Source organism: Verrucomicrobiia bacterium, assembly GCA_036405135.1.
Taxonomy (GTDB): Bacteria; Verrucomicrobiota; Verrucomicrobiia; order Limisphaerales; family JAEYXS01; genus JAEYXS01.
On record DASWYF010000048.1, the window covers coordinates 81,426 to 97,187 of the forward strand.

11 protein-coding genes are annotated in these 15,762 nt (G+C 57.1%); 6 read left to right on the forward strand and 5 right to left on the reverse strand.

The genetic code is table 11. The annotated features are described in order from the left end of the window. Positions 1–377: 377 nt before the first annotated feature. From VGH19_22215 to VGH19_22230, 4 genes are all read left to right on the forward strand, one after another. Positions 378–4,691 (forward strand): PVC-type heme-binding CxxCH protein, encoded by a 4,314-nt coding sequence (locus VGH19_22215; protein HEY1174096.1) that lies wholly within the window; start codon positions 378–380, stop codon positions 4,689–4,691. A gap of 117 nt (positions 4,692–4,808) precedes the next feature. Beyond that, complete coding sequence (locus VGH19_22220) at positions 4,809–5,210, forward strand: hypothetical protein (GenBank protein HEY1174097.1); 402 nt, start codon at positions 4,809–4,811, stop codon at positions 5,208–5,210. Between the two features lie 5 nt (positions 5,211–5,215). Next, positions 5,216–6,076, forward strand: a complete 861-nt coding sequence (locus VGH19_22225) for a ferredoxin family protein (GenBank protein ID HEY1174098.1) — start codon at positions 5,216–5,218, stop codon at positions 6,074–6,076. A 141-nt stretch (positions 6,077–6,217) separates the two neighbouring features. Beyond that, positions 6,218–7,951: a polyprenyl synthetase family protein gene (locus VGH19_22230; protein ID HEY1174099.1), complete on the forward strand. Its 1,734-nt coding sequence runs from the start codon at positions 6,218–6,220 to the stop codon at positions 7,949–7,951. Positions 7,952–8,177: 226 nt separating this feature from the next. On the opposite strand, the gene VGH19_22235 is transcribed toward VGH19_22230, so the two are convergent. Continuing rightward, positions 8,178–9,293, reverse strand: coding sequence for a GTP-binding protein (locus tag VGH19_22235; protein ID HEY1174100.1), 1,116 nt, complete (start codon positions 9,291–9,293; stop codon positions 8,178–8,180). Positions 9,294–9,432: 139 nt separating this feature from the next. Here VGH19_22235 and VGH19_22240 point away from each other — a divergent pair, with 139 nt between their 5' ends. Continuing rightward, positions 9,433–9,753, forward strand: coding sequence for a winged helix-turn-helix domain-containing protein (locus VGH19_22240; protein ID HEY1174101.1), 321 nt, complete (start codon positions 9,433–9,435; stop codon positions 9,751–9,753). A gap of 86 nt (positions 9,754–9,839) precedes the next feature. Next, positions 9,840–11,054: a Tm-1-like ATP-binding domain-containing protein gene (locus VGH19_22245; protein HEY1174102.1), complete on the forward strand. Its 1,215-nt coding sequence runs from the start codon at positions 9,840–9,842 to the stop codon at positions 11,052–11,054. A 47-nt stretch (positions 11,055–11,101) separates the two neighbouring features. On the opposite strand, the gene VGH19_22250 is transcribed toward VGH19_22245, so the two are convergent. The 4 genes from VGH19_22250 to VGH19_22265 all read right to left on the reverse strand — a co-directional run bounded on the left by VGH19_22250 (position 11,102) and on the right by VGH19_22265 (position 15,288). Beyond that, entirely contained in the window at positions 11,102–11,989 is an 888-nt protein-coding gene (locus VGH19_22250; protein ID HEY1174103.1) for a ThuA domain-containing protein, read from the reverse strand. Between the two features lie 268 nt (positions 11,990–12,257). Continuing rightward, positions 12,258–13,208, reverse strand: a complete 951-nt coding sequence (locus VGH19_22255) for a sugar phosphate isomerase/epimerase family protein (GenBank protein HEY1174104.1) — start codon at positions 13,206–13,208, stop codon at positions 12,258–12,260. Between the two features lie 141 nt (positions 13,209–13,349). Then, positions 13,350–13,754: a hypothetical protein gene (locus tag VGH19_22260; GenBank protein ID HEY1174105.1), complete on the reverse strand. Its 405-nt coding sequence runs from the start codon at positions 13,752–13,754 to the stop codon at positions 13,350–13,352. A 64-nt stretch (positions 13,755–13,818) separates the two neighbouring features. Beyond that, positions 13,819–15,288, reverse strand: coding sequence for a TIGR04222 domain-containing membrane protein (locus VGH19_22265; GenBank protein ID HEY1174106.1), 1,470 nt, complete (start codon positions 15,286–15,288; stop codon positions 13,819–13,821). Positions 15,289–15,762 lie beyond the last annotated feature (474 nt).

A 15,762-nucleotide genomic window follows, 5' to 3' on the forward strand; every position in this document is an offset into this window, starting at 1 on the left:
AAGAATGAGAAGGGCGGTCTTTTTGGGTTCTGGCTTCGTTTCGGCTCAGTCACAGGGTCCATGGAACCTTCGCCAAAGCCTCGCCAGAACCCAAAAATCCTCGCTCCACCCGGCTACATCCTTTTTTTAACCGCTCTAAGTTTCGTAACCTTCACAACATCCAGAGTTGGGCAGACCGGTTTGCTCCGGCATCATCACGTCCAAATGGTGCCCTCGCCCTTCTTTGTCCCTTGCCCGCTTTCCTTCACTCAGGCTTAATCAACAGACGCATTTTGCCCAAAGTTTGAATGGCCGTCCGCCGGTGTCGTCTGAAAATGACCGACACAGAAGAAGGACGGATATCCATTTTGTCTCTTTGGGAACATTTTATCTATCGCATGAAACTGACGAAAACATTCGCCGCATTGCTGGCTGTGGGAGCGGCCTTGCTTATCGGCGCCAGCGCCGTAAGCGCGCAATCCTTTGAATTGAAAGATGGAGACCGTGTGGTCTTCCTCGGTGACACGTTCATCGAGCGGGAACAGCACTATGGCTGGATCGAGCTGATGCTCACCACCCGTTTCCCGGATCGTAATGTGACCTTCCGCAACATCGGCTGGTCCGCCGATACGCCGGTGGGTGATTCCCGTTTCGGCCTGAGTTTGCTGCAAGCCGGTCTGGAACCCGCCGATGAAGGCTGGCGCCTGCTGCAAAAGCAGATCGAGGAGACGAAGCCTACAGTGGTGTTCCTGGGTTACGGCATGGCCAATTCCTTCGATGGCGAGGCGGGCTTGGCGAAGTTCAAGACGGATTACAACCAATTGCTCGACACGATTCAAAAGCTTTCGCCCGGTGCGAGGTTTGTTTTCCTGGGCCCGATCAGCCATGAGCAATTGTCCGCTCCGTGGCCAAATGCAGCAGCGCACAATGCTCAGATCAAGGCTTACTCGGCTGCCATCGCGGAAATCGCAAAAACGAAGCAGGCACCGTTCGTCGCGCTGGATTCGCTCAAGGCAGCCAAGGCTTCCGAGCGTCTGACGGAGGACGGCATCATCCTTACTAAGGACGGCTATCTGAGCGCGGCTCAGGCGATCGAGAAATCGTTGCTCGGCAGCAATGGTACGTGGACTTCCAACAAAGCCGCTGAGCCCCTGCGCCAAGTCATCCTGCGCAAGAACGAGTGGTATTTCCACCGCTCACGCCCGGCAAACATGGCTTACATCTTCGGTTTCCGTAAGAAGGAACAGGGCCGCAATGCCGTGGAGATTCCGCAGTTCGATCCCTTGATCGAAACGGAAGAAAAGAAGATCGCCGCGCTGCGCAAGCTGACGATCCCGAATCCGCCAGCCGACCTCCAGGCGGCCAAGCCGCGTGAAGGTGCGGCGGCTGCGAAGTTCACGCCGCAACCGCATCCGCAATTCACCCTCGCGGACAATGTCGAGGTGACGCTTTGGGCGGAGAATCCGCAGATGCACAAGCCCATCCAGATGAATTTCGATTCGCAAGGCCGCCTCTGGGTCGTTAGCTCGGAAGTGTATCCGCAGATCGAACCCGGTCAGGCCGCGACGGACAAGGTCATCGTGTTGGAAGATACGAACAAGGACGGCAAGGCCGACAAATCCACGGTGTTCGCTGATGGTCTGCTCATCCCGACTGGCCTCGAGCCCGGTGATGGCGGCGTCTATGTCGCGCAAAGCACGGAACTGTTGCACTTCAAGGATACGGATGGCGATGGCAAATCGGACCAGAAGCGCATCGTGCTCTCCAGCTTCGGCACGGAAGATACGCATCACAATCTGCACACGTTGCACTGGGGTCACGATGGTCGCCTCTACATGAGCCAGTCCATCTACACGCGTTCTGATGTGGAGACGCCGCACGGGGTCGTGCGCCTGAAGAGCGGTGGCGTGTTCCAACTGGATACGCGCAACTTGCACATGGATGTCCTCTTCCGTGGTTGGGTGAATACGTGGGGTCATCAATTCGATGCTTACGGCCAGTCCTTCCTCACGGATGGTGCCGGCGGTCAGGGCATCAACTACGGTGTGCCGGACGCGATGTATTTCACCTACGCCCGCGCCCGCCGCATCCTCGGCAGTGTAAGCCCCGGCAATTATCCGAAGTTCGCCGGTCTGGAAGTGGTGCACAGCGAGCATTTCCCGGCGGATTGGCAGGGTAACATGATCACGTGCGATTTCCGCGCGCATCGCATCGTGCGTTTCAGCATCAGCGATCAAGGTGCCGGTTACGTGACGAAAGAGATGCCGGACGTGATGCGCACGACGGCCGATTCCTTCCGCCCCATCGATGTGAAGATGGGCCCGGATGGCGCGATCTACATCGCCGACTGGTCGAACCCGATCATCCAGCACGGTGAAGTGGATTTCCGCGATCCTCGCCGCGACCGCTCCCATGGCCGCATCTGGCGCGTGAGCTACAAGGGCAGCAAGCCGCTCAAGCTCCCGAACCTCGCGAAGGCGAGCAACACGGAGCTGTTCGAACAAACGCTCTCACCGAACAATTTCAACCAAGAACAAGCCCGTCGCGTGCTCGCCGAACGTGGCGCCGACAAGGTCACGAAAGATCTGACCGCGTGGACGAAGAAGCAAAAGGACGAGAAGGCTTTGCTGCAAGCGCTCTGGCTGCATCAGACGTTCAATCTCACCAATCGCGACCTGCTGGAGAAGATGCTCGCAGCGAAGGATGGCCGCATCCGCGCGGCCGCCACACGCGTTTTGGTCGAGTGGGTGGAGTTGAAGCAATCCGGTGGTGATACGGCGAAAGACCTCGCGTTGATCGAGAAGCTGGTGACGGATGAATATCCGCGCGTGCGTATGGAAGCAGTCCGCGCGCTCAGCCAGTTCCCCGGCGCGCGTTCCGCCGATCTCGCGCTCAGCGTGTTGACGAAGCCGATGGACCCGTTCCTCGAGTACGCGCTCTGGCTCACGATCAATGATCTCGCGAAGCCTTGGCTCGCGGAAGTGAAGTCTGGCAACTGGAAGGTGGAAGGTCGCGAAGCGCAGCTCGAATACGGTCTCAAAGCTGTCGAGCCCGCACTCGCCACCGACGTGCTGGCCGGTCTGTTCGCGAACAAGCCGCTCCCGCACAATGGCAGCGGTCCATGGATTGAGCTCATCGGCCAGGCCGGTGGTCCGGCGGAACTGCGCCGCATGTTCGACCAGTTGTTGAAGGGTGAATTCGTGGAACCCGCTGCGTTGCGCGTGTTCCAATCGCTCGGTGAAGCCGCCCGTCTGCGCAATGTGCGCCCGAGTGGTGACCTCGCGGGTTTCGCGCCGATGCTGAAAGCCACGGATAACAAAGTACGTGCCGCCGCGCTCAAGCTCGCAGGCACCTGGAAGATCGGTGCCTTCGTGCCGCAGTTGCTGCAAGCCGCTGGTGATGCGAAAGCTCCGGTGGACGTGCGCAATGCCGCCTTTGATGCACTGCGCGACATGGGCGCGCAAGGGCCAGTGGTGAACGGTTTGAAAGAACTCACTGCGGCTTCGCAACCGGCGGAGATCCGCCGTCAGGCCGTCGTGGTGTTCGCCGGATTGAGCTTTAATAATGCACAGCCAGCCATCATCGAAGCGCTCAAGGCGACGACGAATGATGCGGAGGCGCAATCGCTCTGGCGTTCATTGCTGGGTATCCGCGATGCGGGCAACAAGCTCGCGGCGGCGTTGGGCAATGTGGACTTGCCGAAGAACACCGCGCTCGTCGGTCTGCGCGTGGCGCGTGAAGGCGCTCAAAATCAGGCCCTCGTTCCGGTGCTCTTGCAGAAGGCCGGGTTGACGCTCTCCGACAAGGAACTGACCACGGCAGAGTTGCAAGCCATCGCTGCCGAAGCCTTGCAAAAGGGTGATGCCGCACGCGGTGAGCGCATCTATCGCCGAGCGGAACTGGCCTGCGCGGCCTGCCACGCCATCGGTGGTGCGGGTGGCAAGGTCGGTCCAGACATGACGAGCATCGGTGCGAGTGCGCCGGCGGATTATCTCGTCGAGTCCCTGCTTTACCCGAATCGCAAGATCAAGGAAGGCTACCACTCCATCCTCATCACCACGAAGGATGAACAGGAGTTTAGCGGCATTCTCGTGCGCGAGACAGATCGCGAAGTCATCGTGCGCAACGCGGCGAACCAGGAAGTCTCCGTGGCCAAGAACAACATCGCGCAACGCCGCAATGGTGCCTCCCTCATGCCGAGCGGCTTGGTGGATGGCCTGTTGCCTGAGGAGCGGTTGGACTTGATCAAGTTCCTCTCCATGCTGGGCAAGCCGGGCGAATACGATGCTTCCAAGGGCAGCTCCCCGCGTCTCTGGCGCATCTACACGGTCACCAGCCCGAACCAGCATATTGGCGTGGAGCCGGTGGTGAAGGGTGACTTCACGCTCGCGGATTGGGTGCCGGTCTTTGCCCGCGTGAGCGGTGCTTTGCCGAAGGAAGACATCGATGCGGCGATGACGTGGAAGCGCAACACGCGCGGTGTGTTCGCGGCCACGCAATTCTCCTCCGCCAAGGGCGGTGCCGCGACGTTCACTCTGAACGGCGGTCCGATCACCGATGGCTGGCTGAACGGCAAGCAAATCAAAATCGGCAAGGAACTGCGCCTCACGCTGCAACCGGGCGTGAATACGCTCGTGCTGCAAGTGAGCGAGAGCGAGCTGCCGAATGTGATCCAGCTCAATTCGACGGATGTTTCGTTCGTGGCGAATTGAGCTGAACTAAAATAGTCATGAAAGCGCCGGTCTTCGGACCGGCGCTTTTTGTTTGGCCGAAAAACCGTAAAACCTCCGATTGGCAATTTGCTTCCGGCAGGGTAGTTTGCTCCCGACATGTCCCAGTCGCCACAAATCTTGTATTGCCATTGCCAGTACGCGCAGATTGTCCCGAAAGAAGTGAAGGACGCCGTGCTGCGCAAGCTGTGCGAATCCGGCGTACCCTTCGAAGCGGTGGCGGATCTGTGCGAGATGTCAGCCCGCCGTGACCCTGCTCTGCAACGTCTCACGCAAGGCAATGCCATCAAAGTCGCGGCCTGCTATCCGCGTGCGGTGAAATGGCTCTTTGCGGCGGCGAATGCGCCTCTGCCACTCGATAAAACGGAAGTGGTGAATCTGCGTGTCGAGACCGCTGAGAATGCCGCTGCCAGCTTGTTGAGTCTGGAGCTGAAGCCCAATGTGCCCACCGGGAAAGTAACCGCTTCGGATGCACCCTCTGCTGAAACCGCCAACGCTTAACTTACATGGCCTTAGCTGATCAATCCACTCTGCGCATCGTCCTCTATGAGGGAAATGGTGCGACCACGCTGGCAGCGGAAGAACGCTACTCCGTCCTGAGCACGTTGCTGGGACAGGGCTATGCTGTCACCCGTGCAGGCAGTGAACGCGCTGTGTCGCCAGCGGATAAAAGCTCCGTTTTGGTCCTCGGCCGCTTTGGTGCTGAAAAGCCGGAGACGACGACCGATTCCAGCGGCCAAGTTGCCGTGCGCTTTGAGAACCTTGAGGATACCGCGCCGGAACAAGTCATCGCGAAGGTCGATGGTATCCGCACCTCAACTGGCGCGGTGAAGCAAGGGGATTGGAAGCCGTGGTTCCCGGTCATTGATTACGACCGCTGCACGAATTGCATGCAGTGCCTGAGCTTCTGCCTCTTCGGTGTGTATGGCGTGGATAACGGCCAGCGCATCCAGGTGCAGAACAATGATAACTGCAAGACGAACTGCCCCGCCTGCTCGCGCGTCTGTCCAGAAGCTGCCATCATGTTCCCGAAGTACAAGGCGGGTCCGATCAATGGCGATATCGTCAGTGATAAAGACCTGAACCGCGAGAAGATGAAGATCGATATCTCTGCCCTGCTCGGCGGCGATGTCTATCACATGCTCCGAGAACGCAGTGAGAAGGCTCAATCCCGCTTCAGCAAGGAACGCGATGCCGACAAGGCCTTGAGCGAACGCCAAAAGTGCCTCGTGAAGCTGGCTCAATCCGGTGACATTCCCGCCGAAGTCCTCATGTCCCTGCCATCACCTGAAGAGATCGCCCGCCGGGCGGAGGAAGCTAAGGCCAAGGCGAATGCGGCATTGGCGGCGCAGGAGCCGAAAGCTTAGCCTTGTATGCCCCCTTTGGCACACATTAAAGGCTCGACCCGTCGCATCTCTCCTCTGATATTAACCAAAAGCCTAAAACCTGCTCCATTTCGGAAAAATGGTTGAACCGAAGAACGGGTCTGGGCGTCTGAATTGACGGTCATGCAAACCGCGCCACTTACCATACCGCGTCCGGTGCCGCTTCAGCGGATTCGTCCGCCGAAGAAGAACATCCCGCAGACGAAGATCCAGCGCGACCATGTCCAGAAGGCCGTCCGGCAATATGTGGCCGAGACCCAATTCGTCCCGCCAGTGCCCATGGAGGATCTCAAAGTCCATGCGGATACGCTGATCGCTCGGCTCAAGCTCGATCCCATTTACCGCGATTACATCGGTGTCTTGTTGAATAACGAGGTCTGGCGCGAAACCCTAGCGACCATCCCTTACGAGCGCCGCCTCCTACTCCTGCCCAAGTGCCTGCGCGTGGAGAGCAAGTGCCCCGCGCCCTTCGATGAATTTGGCCTGCTCTGCAAGCAGTGCGGTCTGTGCACGATTCAAGATCTGCAATCTGAAGCGGAACGCCTCGGTTACGCGGTACTGGTGGCGGAAGGTTCCGCCATCGTCATGTCGCTCATCCAGACGGGCAAGATTGACGCCATCGTGGGTGTCAGTTGCCTGAGCGTGCTGGAACGCGCCTTCCCTTACATGGAAGCCGCCGCCGTTCCCGGCATCGCGATTCCGCTTTTGCAGGATGATTGCATCGATACCACGGTGGATATCGACTGGGTCTGGGACGTCATCCATCTCACGAGCGATGACAAGACTCGCCGCCTTGATCTCACTGCGTTGCGCAATGATGTCGATACGTGGTTCTCGACCGATTCGCTCATGTCCATCATGGGACCGGCGGAAGGCGAGACCGAACGCATCGCCCGCGAATGGCTTGGCCGCGCAGGTAAACGCTGGCGCCCGTTCCTCGCCGTTTCTGCTTATCAAGCTTTGCGCGAAGAGACGACTGCGCCCTTGCCGGAAGATCTCAAGAAAATCGCTGTCGCCGTAGAATGCTTCCACAAAGCCTCGCTCATCCACGATGACATCGAGGACAACGACGCGATTCGTTATGGCGAGAAGACTTTGCACGAGGAACACGGCACCGCCATCGCTCTGAACGTCGGCGATCTCCTCATCGGCGAAGGCTATCGCCTTATCGGTGCGTGCAGTGCCAGTGCCGCGCAAAAGGTTGAGATGCTCATAGTGGCCTCCGAAGGTCAGCGCCAGCTCTGCCAAGGTCAAGGTGCCGAACTCTGCTGGACGCGCAATCCCGGCCCGCTGAAATCCACCGAAGTCCTCGATATATTCCGTCGCAAGACCGCACCTGCGTTTGAAGTCGCCCTGCGACTTGGTGCCGTTTACGCGAACAATCACGAACCTTTCCGCGATGCCATCGGCAAATACAGCGAAGCCCTCGGCATCGCCTATCAGATCCGCGATGACTTGAGCGATCTCGGTGCCACTGGCGAAACGAACGACATCGAAGGCATACGTCCCAGCTTGCTCCTCGCCGTCGCCAGCGAACGCGCGAAAGGCGAAGCCGCTGCTCAACTGGAATCTTGGTGGAAACGCCAGCCGTTAGCAGGTGTTACTGCCCAGCGCATCGAAGCGCTGTATCGCGAACTCAAGGCAGATGACCGCGCGAACACGCTCCTTGAGACGTATCAGGAAGAAGCCATCCGCGCCCTGCGTGACGTGGAGAATGCGAACCTGAAGGGCCTGCTCCGCCGCGTCATCGGCAAGATTTTCAACGAAGCCGAAGTGCAAGGCTGGTGCAGCGAGTTTGAGGAGAAGAATCTCGCCCGCCTAAACCTGTCGCTCCCAATCATCACCCCGAAGGCGTAAAGACGAAGCCCGCTGCCCGTGCCCCGACACAGGTGTCGGGGCCGGCAGTCCGCGACTTCCGCCGCAACACACGCCCCCTATACCTTTAAAATCAAACCAGGCCGCCGAAGCCGAAACTTTTCGCACGCCAGCGACTCTATAACGACGAGGGATACCAACTCCCTCGCCCCTCGGAGGGGAGAGGGCCGGGGTGAGGGGTGCCGGTCCCCTCAATTAAACCCGTTATCTACACATCCCGATGCGTCGGCTGCGGCTTGCCCGGCTTGAACGCCTCCAGATGCTCCTGTTTCGCCGTCAATCCCGGGAATGCCACCAGCGTTTCCGAAACCGCATCCGCCAATAATTTCTGCAAATCTTCCGGAGCCGCTTCGGCCCGCATGTTCACCGTCAGATGTGCATCTGTGAACGGCTCTTCCAACTCCATCGAAAGCTCCGGCACATAATCATTTCGCACTAGATTCAGCACGGCCAGATCGCCCAAGCTATCCTCCGGTTCCAACGTCATCTTGAAGTGAGCAACCTCACTGCCGTGAGCGGTGAGCTTGCGTCGCACCGATTCCGCCAGTTGGCGCAGAAACTCATTTGCGTCCGTTTGCTTCTCGGTCTGCAGGGTGTAAGCGGCATTTAACCAGCCCAGCAGTGCCTCGCCATCCGCATACACTTCATAATCCACCTCCATCACCGCACGTGGCTTCTGGGTCGTCTCGGTCAATTCCTTGAACCACTCCTCCAACCCTTCACCTGTGCGTGCGGAAACCGTCATGATCTTGGCGAGCGGGAAACTCTTCGCCAAGGCCGCTTGCAGTTCGGTCAGTTTCTCCGGCGAGAGCATATCTCGCTTGTTGATCACGATGATGTCCGCCTCTTCGAGCTGCTTGCGGTAGATATACTCCACCTTCTCGGAGAAACGGCTGCCCTGTTCCAATCCCAGAACACGTGCCGCTCGGATCGGGTCCACCAAAACACTGAGCGGCGCAATCGTGTAGGACTCCCCATACATGCGGCGCAGCGGATATGTCACCGTTGCTACCAAATCCGTGCAACTCCCCACCGGTTCCGCGATGAACACTTCAGGCAAGGTGCGTTTGTTCAAGCGGTCCGCCGCTTCCACCAAGGAATTGAAGCGGCAGCAAAAGCACCCGCCGGAAATCTCTTCCACTTCGTAATCGTGAGAGGCCAGCAAGGCGGTATCCACGAGCTGACTGCCTTGGTCATTATCGATCAACCCCACGCGCAGACCGTGTGTGTCATCCAGCCAATGCGCCAGCTTGAGCACCGAGGTCGTCTTGCCAGCGCCGAGAAAGCCGCCGATCATGATGTAACGGGCCGGGGTCGTTTCCATAAAAGCAAATCAGCCTTAGCGATTGTGTGTTGAGACGGTCTGGCGAACAGAGTAATTCAGCCTTATCCGAGATTCAACCGCTCTGACGTTATTCGCCAAGATATTTGCCTCGCTGTGCAAACTCATATAAACTTTCCCTGTGGGTAAGGAAAAAACCAGCCCGACAGAGTGTGTGCCTTGGCTCAAAGCGCTGGCTGATGAGACGCGATTCGCGATCATGCAGCAGCTGATCAACCGTCCCCTCAGTGTGGGCGAAGTGGCGAAGGCGCTCGGCCTGACGCATTACAACGCCTCCAAACACCTTCGCATCCTGCGCGAAGCCGGCCTGATCGAGCAAAAGATCCAAGGGCGGGTGCATGAATACACGGTCACGCCTGATTTTCGCCGCCGCATGTCATCCGAGAAGACGTGCCTAGACCTGGGTTGCTGCTCCTTCCAGTTCGAGCAAAAGAAAGATTAGTTTTGGTGCATTTCACCAAGCTGCTTGCCCGCTTTACCAAGGCATAGAGGTTTGCCTTTCTTCAGTGGATTTAGTTTCCTAGCAACATGTCCACCATCGCCGTCTTGGGAACGTTTGACACCAAAGGTATTGAGCATGCCTATGTAGCAGAGCAAATCCGTCATCAAGGGCACACGCCTCTGCTCATCAATGTCGGCGCTTTGGAGGCATCACAGATTCCGGCGGATATCACTTGTGAACAAGTGGCGGCGGTCGGCGGAGTCGATCTTGTAGCTTTGAAAGCCCGTAAAGATCGCGGTGAAACAGTAGCTGCGATGGCCAAGGCGGCAGCGATGATGATGCAAAAGCTGGTGGCGGATGGAAAGATCGATGGTGTGATCTCTTTGGGAGGCGGTGGCGGTACGGCCATAGGCACGGCGGCCATGCGGGCTTTACCCATCGGGTTTCCCAAGCTGATGGTGTCAACCTTGGCGAGCGGTAACACGGCGCAATACGTTGGCTCGAAAGATATCGTGATGTTCCCGAGCATTGTGGATGTGGCGGGGTTGAACCGCATCTCACGGCAAATCCTGACTCATGCAGCGGGTGCGATTTGTGGCATGGTGAGCACACGCGCACCCAAGGCGGAGGACAAACCCATCATCGTGGCGAGCATGTTCGGCAATACGACGATAGCGGTGAATCATGCGAAGGGGATTTTGGAACAAGCAGGATATGAAGTGCTGGTATTTCATTCCACAGGCACAGGCGGGCGCACGATGGAATCGCTCATCGAATCCGGCATGGTGAGCGGCGTGCTGGATATCACCACGACGGAGTGGGCGGATGAAGTGGCGGGTGGGTTTCTTACGGCAGGGCCGACACGCCTCGAAGCGGCGGCCCGCAAAGGTGTGCCTGCGATCGTCGCGCCGGGTTGCTTGGACATGGTGAATTTCCACGGGCCTGACACTGTTCCGGCAAAATACCAAGGGCGTAAATTTTATCAGCACAATCCGCAGGTGACGCTCATGCGTACCAATGCGGAAGAGAACCGCACGATGGGACGGATGATTGCAGAACGGTTGAACCTTTCGACTGGGCCGGTCACGGTGTTATTGCCTCTGAAAGGGTTCAGTGTGATCGCGGCTCCGGGCGGTTCATTCCATGACGCGGCGGCGGATGAAGCGTTTTGTGGTGAATTGAAGAAAGGTCTGCGCAAGGACATCCCGGTGATCGAGATGGATTGTGTGGTGAATGATCTGGCATTTGCGGATCGTTGCGCGCGGACGTTGTTGCAGCAGATCGAAGCCGCGAAGAAATAAAAAGGCGCGTGAGGTCATCACGCGCCTTTCGTAAAAATACAGTCCGACTACTTAGCTTCCGGGCGTATGCTTACCTTTTCCGCAGTCGGGAAATCTTTCGGAACAGGAATCGTCACTTTGCCGGTAGCAGCCCATTCGGTACCGCGCTGGAAAGTTGCGATGAAGCCTACGCATTCCATGGCGACTTTGCCTTCCGGACGCGCATGACCGAGCGTCGTGTGGAAGACGCGGCCCTTGTTCCAGTTCAGCACCATCAGCATGGGTTCGTGCTTGCCGGAGCCGCCTTTTTGCGGATCAGCAAAGGCGGTGGCAAGCACGGTGAGATTTTCCGCAGGTCCGCGCAGACGGTCGTAGAGTTCATCTTTTGCGTGCAACCATTTTGACGGAATGTCCTTCATGATCGGGTGGCTCGATTCGCGAGTTTCCACCACGAACTCATGCTGTGCTCCGTGGCTGCCACCGCGACCTGGTGTCAGGTCCTTGATGATCTTGCCTTCCCAGTAGTTTACGTATGGACCGCTCTTCTCCGAGCGATTACCCCAACCGCCGATGCCGATCATCTCGTTGTAAGCTTTCCATTCAGGAAAAGAATTATCCGCTGCGTGCACAGCCACGAAACCACCGCCTTTCTTCACGAAATCCTCGAAAGCCGCTTTCGTGGCATCAGTCCACGGCTCGCCATTGTAGTTGGAGACGACGACATCGTATTTGGAGAAGTCGGGTTTGAATTGCGACATGTCACCTTTACCCGGAGGTGTGGTGGCGGTTTCCACGGTGAACTTGCCGGTTTCTTCGAGCAATTTCTTGAGCCAGGGCGTGGTGCCTTTCCAATCGTGATTGTTTTGGCCATCGACGATAAGAACCTTGATCGGAGCCGCCGTGGCCGAAGCCAGCATGACGACGAGCAATGAAAGCGTGAGCAGCAGTTTTTTCATGGTGAATGAGGAAAGTTTAGGGAAGCACTTGCAAAAGTCGAGCGGGCAAAGTGCTGCCGGATTCCAGCCGGCAGTTGAAGTGCATTAACAAGCCTCGAGATAAATGAATGGAAGCAAACGGAGCGTTCTCCGGCAGGAGTGGATTATGTTACATCGATCGCGTTGAACTGCCGGCTGGAATCCGGCAGCACGGGCTTTGGGCTTCTTCACCTAAAAAGAAAGCCGGACAGACCTGAATCTGTCCGGCTTTTTGGAAAAATTTTGCAGATCAGGCAAACGCGGCGCGCAATTCTTCGAGATGCTTCGGAATCGCGTCATACGGGTCCGGCTTGGCTTCGTATTCGAGGGCGACGAAGCCCTGATAGTTCGCGTCCTTCATGATCTTCATCAGCTTCTTGAGGTCTGAATGCACCTTCTCGGCTTTCGGGCCGAACTGGATCTCCACCTTCACCTGCACGTTCACAGCGTAGGGCGCGCACTTGGCGAGATCACCATACGGGTCTTCCGTACGGAAGTTTCCGGTATCGAGATTGATGCCGAGCCATGGGCTCTTCACGGCTTTCACCATGTTCAGCAACTGGTCGGGCAGGGTCACGATGCCGCCGTGGTTTTCCATGCCGAGGATGATGCCTTTCTTACCGGCGTAATCGCAGCACTCTTCGAGCGCTTCGATGCAGTTCTTCAGGGCGACGGCTTCTTCTACGCCTTTAGCCTGTTGACCGGCGAAGACACGGATGTGCGGTGCGCCCAGCACAGAGGCCTGGTCGATCCACTTCTTCACATCGGCGATCTCGGCGTCCAGTTCCGGACCTTTCACGCGGGCGAAGTTATTGCCCACGGCGCTGCCGCTGATGATGACGCCGCGCAGGAAGGCGTGGCGGCGCAGCTTCAGGAGGTCATCAGTGGTGGTCTTGGGGTCGAAGAAATAGCTCGTCAGTTCAGCGCCTTCGCAATTGTGGTCAGCGCAGTAATCCACGAACTTGAACATGTCCATCTGCTTGCTGGCATCAGCGATGGTCTTTTGCTTGCCACGCATCCACGGGAAGTAATCGCGGAAGCCGTAAGCGGCGAGGCTGAGCATGAAACGCGGCTTGCCTGCGCGATTGATGGGCTCGATGGCCAAGGCAGAAGGCGTGAGCCCGACAGAACCAGCACCGGCGGCCAGCAAGGCCGAGCCAGCGGAGAGACGAAGGAAAGAGCGGCGGCTGAGAGTATTCATAGCTGATGTCCCTGAGTTAGGACGAACCAGCGAAGGCACACAATCAAAAATCTGCGGGGAATAATATATTACATGAGGGAGGGCAGGAAGTGGCGTGTGTAGGTGTAAATATCTTCTTTAGGTGACCGAACCTGTTCACGCTTATGAACGGTCTTTGAAAAGTTGGTTCCAGCCTTCGCCATGACAGAAATTACATTCTTTTTCGTCATGCTGACCAGTTCCCTGACAAGGAATGCATATGCATGCTTGGGCATGGATTTCCCATTTTTCTCCTACTAGGCGGAGTTGGTAACGTTGACGCATTTGAATCGTTCCCACCCGATGGACAGTGTACATCTTGGCGACGGGCCCATGAACCTCGGACCTTTCAAATTTTTCGATATCCTTCGCCGCCCGCCACGCTTCGGTGCGCTCGATATATCCAGCCGAAAAGAACTTGGCCTGCATAGGCAGCGACGTCTGGTGATAGGCCGCTTCCAAAGCCGCTTTCTCGGCCAGAAACTCTTCGAAAAATTCTTGCGCTGTTGGATTCATCCCCTCGCTCATAAACTGTTCCTTTCCTCTTTGCCTTCAGCCATTCCAGCGATAAATGGGCACGATTGTCACTTCATTAACTTCCTCCACAGCCGCCGCAACCACCACCACCGCACCCGCTGCTACCTCCTCCACAGCCGCTTGTGCCACAGCTAGAACCGCCCTCGCCCCCTTGGTTAGGTGGTGCCAATGTCTTACGCAGATCCGCCATGCCTAAACTCGGTAAAGCAGCGATGCCCATGCCTGCAATGATCAAAGTCACCATCGCGGGATCGTGGATCAAACCCTTGCCTACGGCCTCTTCAGAGCGGGATTTGGTCACGCTTAACACTTCATTTCCCAAAGAGGTCCGGCGGCTCAACTTAAGAACATAATAGAAGGACAGCAGGCCTGTGATCAAAGTGAGCAAGACCAGGAAAAACACCGGTTTTCCCCGCGAAGCGCCCACCAAGATTTTTATGAACCCCATCGTCACCAGTGCGCTCAGAATTCCGGCCACGATTCCACGCATGCGTTGATACTGTCCATCTGTCAGCCACAGATGCCGGTCTTCCAGTTCATTGACGAGCATGGCGGTTTGAAGTTCCGCTGCCTTGCACAGTGCAGCGGGAGAGCAGCCTCTGCCCATGGTTAAAGCATGTTCGTGCAGGCGCATCTCCAGAGGATGGCCATTCACGACATAGGCCCGGTCCGCTGATAAGGTATCGCTCCCAGAATCGCGGCGAAGTTTGCCTTCATTGAAGAGCTTGGCGATGGCGGCGAACACGGCCAGCTTCGGCCCGCCGTTCAAGCAGGCCAGCACATAAGGATCTAGGATGGATGGATCAGGTGTATGCACCGGAGCTTCCACACCTCGCAGCTTCGAGACGAGGGCCAAGACGAACACGAACAACACAAAAGCCGTGGAGATATAAAAGCCCAGAAAGTCACGGCTTTTCAGGTTCAGCAATGAATCGCCAGTGACCAAGGCGCCGATCGCCATCAGCCCGCCGAAAGTGCATATCCACAGGCAGATCAAAAAAGCAACGGCCTTCACCGAACTCTTTTCCACCACCCAATTTTCCGCGTGGTTCACCCGTGTGTAATGGGGTTTGGACACTTCGACCGTTTTGGGTAAAGGCCAGATGTCTATCGGTGGCTGCTGTCCGAACAGGCGGACGTAACTTTCCAAAGTGCGATCATACCAGCGGGCGAATTTCTCTGTTTCCTCCTCACCGCCTTTGGTGGGTTGATGGGACAATGTTTTACCCAGCACCTCGGCGTTGAAATCGTCCCAATAGGAATCAGAGTAAAGTTGGTGGAGATGCCAGGCTTGATCGACGGCATCCGATGGGGAAACCGGATGACCTGCCGTGACGGCGAGAAAGGCGAAGCGCCGATACTCTTCCACCACGCGCAAAGCATAGCCCAGGTTCCAGCCATTTTCTTTGGCCAACCGTTCAGTGAAAGGATACGCCGCCTTGGGGTCATCGAAGGAATAATGACTTACTTTTTCCCAGAGTTCCCTCTGGTTCGGCGTCATCTGGCCGTGTAGCACTCCTCCCATAGCGTTAACATATGGTGGCCTTTTTTGTGGTTTTGGTCAACTACAACGGCTGCTTGAATTTGGAACTGGGCGTGTCTTGGGCACTGTTTCCGTAGAGGGGGAAGAAAAAGAGAATGGGGAAGTCCGGCACCCCTCCCCCTTGGAGCTATGCATTACCCATAAGTTTTGAACGGAGAGGGCAAGAACGTATGGAAGGTGAACTTTGCTTAGGCGAGGTTCCTTACCCCTCATCCCGGCCTTCTCCCCGAGGAGAAGGAGGAACATTTGCCGCTCAGTTTACCAGTTTAGAGCGGTCTAAAAAATCCTGTAGCCTGGTGGCTGAAGAATGAGAAGGGCGGTCTTTTTGGGTTCTGGCTTCGTTTCGGCTCAGTCACAGGGTCTTGGGAACCTGCTCCTTCGCCAAAGTCTCGCCAGAACCCAAATATCCTCGCTGCACCCGGCTACATCCTTTTTTAAACCGCTCTAACGCTGTTT

Bases quoted from the DNA above. Each gene is read 5' to 3' on its own strand.
- VGH19_22215 (HEY1174096.1), top strand. From the start codon at position 378: ATGAAACTGACGAAAACATTCGCCGCATTGCTGGCTGTGGGAGCGGCC.
- VGH19_22220 (HEY1174097.1), top strand. From the start codon at position 4,809: ATGTCCCAGTCGCCACAAATCTTGTATTGCCATTGCCAGTACGCGCAG.
- VGH19_22225 (HEY1174098.1), top strand. From the start codon at position 5,216: ATGGCCTTAGCTGATCAATCCACTCTGCGCATCGTCCTCTATGAGGGA.
- VGH19_22230 (HEY1174099.1), top strand. From the start codon at position 6,218: ATGCAAACCGCGCCACTTACCATACCGCGTCCGGTGCCGCTTCAGCGG.
- VGH19_22235 (HEY1174100.1), bottom strand. From the start codon at position 9,293: ATGGAAACGACCCCGGCCCGTTACATCATGATCGGCGGCTTTCTCGGC.
- VGH19_22245 (HEY1174102.1), top strand. From the start codon at position 9,840: ATGTCCACCATCGCCGTCTTGGGAACGTTTGACACCAAAGGTATTGAG.
- VGH19_22250 (HEY1174103.1), bottom strand. From the start codon at position 11,989: ATGAAAAAACTGCTGCTCACGCTTTCATTGCTCGTCGTCATGCTGGCT.
- VGH19_22255 (HEY1174104.1), bottom strand. From the start codon at position 13,208: ATGAATACTCTCAGCCGCCGCTCTTTCCTTCGTCTCTCCGCTGGCTCG.
- VGH19_22260 (HEY1174105.1), bottom strand. From the start codon at position 13,754: ATGAGCGAGGGGATGAATCCAACAGCGCAAGAATTTTTCGAAGAGTTT.
- VGH19_22265 (HEY1174106.1), bottom strand. From the start codon at position 15,288: ATGGGAGGAGTGCTACACGGCCAGATGACGCCGAACCAGAGGGAACTC.